The sequence below is a fragment of the Colwellia sp. MEBiC06753 genome, assembly GCF_053470325.1.
This window is the reverse complement of the sequence record NZ_JBQMTM010000038.1, coordinates 1-906: the sequence shown is the minus strand read 5'-3', so window position 1 is coordinate 906 and position 906 is coordinate 1. Positions and strand designations below refer to the sequence as shown.

The following is a 906-nucleotide window of genomic DNA, read 5'->3' as shown; positions in this document are numbered from 1 at the left end:
TTTACTCATGATCCCAGCACAATTTACAAAGCTGATAACCGAGTTAGAAAACTTAACGGATAGCCAAGCCCGTTATGTAGAGAAGCTGCTGAAAGGCACGGATAGCACCTCACAGTTGATATCAGAGCTTGAGGAGCGGATGGTTGAAAACCCTGAGTGCCCGCACTGTCATAGCTCTCTAATCAATCGGCATGGCAAAGTAAACAAGATGCAGCGTTATCGCTGCAAGCACTGCGGCAAAACCTTTGTAGCGACAACGGCAACGCCGTTAGCTCGACTAAGGTACAAAGAGCTTTGGATGGATTACATTCGCTGTATGCTCGATAGCAAAGTCTTACGCAAGTGTGCCGAAGAATGCGGGATCAATTTGAAAACATCGTTCAGATGGCGGCATCGGTTCTTAGAGCTGCCATCTGTACTGAAGGCAACAAAGCTTGAGGGCATTATTGAAGCGGATGAAACGCTGTTTCCGTATTCAGAAAAAGGCTCAAAGAAGCTAGCTCGCCAGCCACGCAAGCGGGGCATGAAAGCAAAAAAGCGGGGACGCTCTAAGGAAGATTGGGTGCCAGTTTTAACGGTCAGGGATAGAGCCAAAAACACGTATGAAGCCATTTTGCCAAGTGTCACGACAACGGTGCTGCATCAAGAGCTGGTAGGCAAACTGGAAAAGGACAGTGTGCTGTGTAGTGACGGCTACAAGCCTTACATTGCACTGTCAGCGAAAAATGATTTAATCCACAAGCGGTTAGATGTTGCTAGCGGCGTTAAAGTGATAGATAAAGTCTTTCACATTCAAAATGTTAATGCCTATCACAGCAGGCTAAAAGCATGGATAGGACGGTTTCATGGAGTCGCCACAAAGTACCTTGATCATTACCTTGGTTGGTTCAGGTATATGGATGCTCC

General features: G+C 46.7%; 1 protein-coding gene. It reads left to right on the top strand.

Features of this window, described 5'->3' with window-relative positions; translation table 11 throughout:
• Positions 1-7: 7 nt before the first annotated feature.
• The coding region (locus ACOB82_RS17650) for an IS1595 family transposase (RefSeq protein ID WP_448214319.1) at positions 8-906 on the top strand (899 nt) is incomplete at its 3' end.